This window comes from Pseudomonas sp. P7759, assembly GCF_013386445.1.
GTDB lineage: Bacteria > Pseudomonadota > Gammaproteobacteria > Pseudomonadales > Pseudomonadaceae > Aquipseudomonas > Aquipseudomonas azotoformans_A.
This window is the reverse complement of record NZ_JACART010000127.1, coordinates 1-3150: the sequence shown is the minus strand read 5'-3', so window position 1 is coordinate 3150 and position 3150 is coordinate 1. Positions and strand designations below refer to the sequence as shown.

The 3150-nt window shown below is 57.7% G+C and carries 2 protein-coding genes; both read left to right on the top strand.

Going from position 1 to position 3150, the window contains the following annotated elements; genetic code table 11:
* Positions 1-552: 552 nt before the first annotated feature.
* Positions 553-1962, top strand: coding sequence for a hypothetical protein (locus HX823_RS31580; RefSeq protein ID WP_177078563.1), 1410 nt, complete (start codon positions 553-555; stop codon positions 1960-1962).
* The coding region (locus HX823_RS31575; RefSeq protein ID WP_177078561.1) for a PLP-dependent aminotransferase family protein at positions 1959-3150 on the top strand (1192 nt) is incomplete at its 3' end. The genes HX823_RS31580 and HX823_RS31575, both read left to right, overlap by 4 nt.

Below are 3150 nucleotides of genomic sequence, written 5' to 3'. Positions count from 1 at the left end.
AGCGCGGCGTTTTCGTGTGCGCGTGATTCAGGTGGCGGCTGTAAGTCATCTGCACTGGTTTTCGGCAGGGTTCTGTATCTATTAATCATTATTCCAGCACTGATAATTGCGCCTTCACTTTCATCTCAAGGACTGAGCAATGATTGACTATCCGAGACCGCTATTGCGAGTAGTTGAAACTAATCTCGCGGTAAGTGCCGGGCGCCAGGGAAATACATGCGCCCTTGAAAAGACGCAATGCAATAAGTTGAAAAGTTGGTCGCAGTTATTTGTAAGACGCTTCCTCGAATAGTTGGTTAGATGCGTGTAAGGGTTTGTGGGAAAGATCCTAGGGTCGCGATTATGTTCGCCTTGGTCCAGCAAATACGGGGTTTCCTCGTGTTTGCAGGGCATGCCCCCAATACGATGGCACTGATGTCATTTTATTGCATGGTGCTAGTGTCTAGTCATAACCGTACGGGCTGCGCGCGAATTTCTTACACGTGTAATAGGTCGAGCAAATACTGCCAGCAGTTGCTTGAAACTGAATATCCAAACTCAGGTAATAGAATGATGAGCACTATTCACGAACAGGCTATGACGTATGTTTATCAGCAAGTTCTACAACGCTTGATCGGGCACTTCGCTCGCGAAGAGCGAACGGCACTTCAGTTGCTGGTCCAGCGAATCGTTGTGGCGGCAGGCGGCATGGAGCAAGTGGGTGGCTACAAAGTGCTGGTGGTCCATGGCGGTGGCAAAGTGAGTAGCTACACGCTGGCCTTGTTGCGGGCCGCGCAACTGACCATCGCGGGTCGATCCCCACGAACCTTTCAATTGCGCATCGCGACATTACGGCATGCGGGGATGACCGAGGGCATGCTCGACGGCATCAATCAGGGCTACGGCCGCCTGTTTCTGCACGATGACCCAAGGGTTGACCTGCTGATGGTGGAAAACCAGGAAGTGTTGCCCTTCAACCACTTGCGACCTGCTTCTACCGTGGGGCGAGAAATCAGCCAGCGCAACATGTTGATGGTGGGCCATTTGAGTTCGGGCGACTGCCGCGCCACCCTGAGCAGTGATACGTACCTGGCGCTGGGGGATTTCTACCAGCGCATCACCACCTGGAATGGTGGGGTGCACGCACTGGTGAGCGGTGACTCCCCGCGCAAGCAAAGTCAGTTCCTTGCCTGGCTCAAGAACACCGCGTTGGGCGCTGGTATCGCTATACCGCAAGGCTGGCCGTCGTCACTCACCGGGTTGTTCGCGCGCATGGATGAATGGAGCGACGGGTATTACCGTGATGTGTATGGGGAGCATTATGTTGCAAGTGACAACCCCAGCAGGAACGGTCATCGCCACTTGGCTTACATTGGCGTTGCCGATTTGCTGGACGATGTCGACCTTTCATCCTCGGCCATGCTCAACGAATTCATGGCCTTCGCACCCGACCCGCAGGAATTTCACTTCAGTCATCCCGCGTATTCCAACCCGCGGCTTATGGCACATCTACGTGGGCTGCAAGCCCAGTGCTTGCGGGACCTGGATTACGAGGAGGGGGTACAGCGCTTTATCCAGCAGGTCCCACACTGCATGCCCGATGAACTGCTTGCGCAGGTGGGGGGCCGCGAAGGTCGCATCCAGTCAGGCGCCTACGCCCAGCAGTTCTTTGGCTTGGACGAGACTCAATTGATTTGCCTGCTGTTTTCGCCGTTTATCCATCACGGTGAACGCCTGGAAGGCTATTTGCGCCAATGCCACCCCGGCATGCTGGTGGCCTTGCCCGAATTGCACAAGGTCCTGCAAGGCAAGCCGTCCGCCGAGATGCTGCAACAGTGGGTCACCGACACCAGCGGCTTACCGATGACTTTGTTGCAACACCTCTATCGCAAACGTCCGCTGGGCTACACAAGTGGCAAATTGCGCAGTGTCGGTACTACGGCCCATGACAGCGCGCAGGCCTGTCAATTGTCCGGGCGATGACGCTGCGCGGCGAACGGCAGGCAGATTTCGCGTATCAGGCGGTCTATCGCTACATGATCAGCCTGATCAATGAAGTCAGTACCGACGCGCGGGTAAAACTGCCGTCCCTGCGGCAATTGGCGGGTCGCTTGAACGTGTCGATCTCGACGGTCCAGTACGCCTACTCGTTGCTTGAAAAAGAGGGCAGGGTCTATTCGGTGGCCAAATCGGGTTACTACGCCTGGCCGCTCTCGGCAAACCCGCTGGCAGGCGCCAGCGGCGACCTGCTGGATCGGCTCTACGCAGCGGCACGGCGCCCAGGCATGGTGGTGCTCAGCGGCGATGAACCGGCGCTGCTGGCTTCGCTGGATGGCACGCTGTTGCGTTTGGAGCGAGAACTGGTCCGCCAGTATCCGCAATATCTTCAACCCTGGTCCCAGCCTTGCGGGGTCTGGGAGCTGCGCGCAGCACTGGCGGCGCGTTATACGTCGTCGCCGACCCGCTGCTGGCATGCCGATGACGTTTATATCGGCGCTGACCTGCGCGGAGTATTGGACATCCTCATCGAAGTCTTGGGCCTGAGGGGGGCAGCGGTGGTTGTGGAGTCGCCGTGTGATTGGCTGGTCCTGCGCCTGCTTCAGGATGCCGGGGTACGTATCATCGAGCTGCCCTGGACGCCAGAAGGGCGACTCGATCGGGTGTGCCTTGATCAATTGTTACGCGCCGAGTCGGTGCATTTGGTGGTGCTGTCATCCAGGGTCAGTGTGCCAGCCGGGGTTTCCATGCCGCCCCAGGATCGAGTGGCCATCGCGCAAATGCTGGATCAGTACGGTTGTTGGTTACTGGAGAACGACACCTTTGGTGAACTGGGTTTCCACGAGCCACAGGTCGCACTGCGCGAGCTGGTGAACCCTGAGCGATTGATGGTGTTTTCCTCGTTCGAGAAAGTACTGGGCTCGGAAGCGCCCTATGGTTATCTGCTGTCAAGGCGTATGAACAGCGAACTGCAGCGCCATTTCCTGCTGCGCTCCTTTCGCTTGTCGCCGATTCGCCAGCGTGCCATTGCGCGTCTTTATCACAGCGGGCGGATCGACCAGCACCTGCGTGGGCTGCGCCAGCAGCTGCGTCAGCAGGCAGACGAAATGTGCGAGCGCCTGGACCAGCATCTGGGAGACCAAATGATCTATCGTGCACCCGCTGCGGGCGCGG

Excerpts from the sequence above, each read along its gene's own strand:
- HX823_RS31580 (WP_177078563.1), top strand. The coding sequence starts at position 553 with ATGAGCACTATTCACGAACAGGCTATGACGTATGTTTATCAGCAAGTT.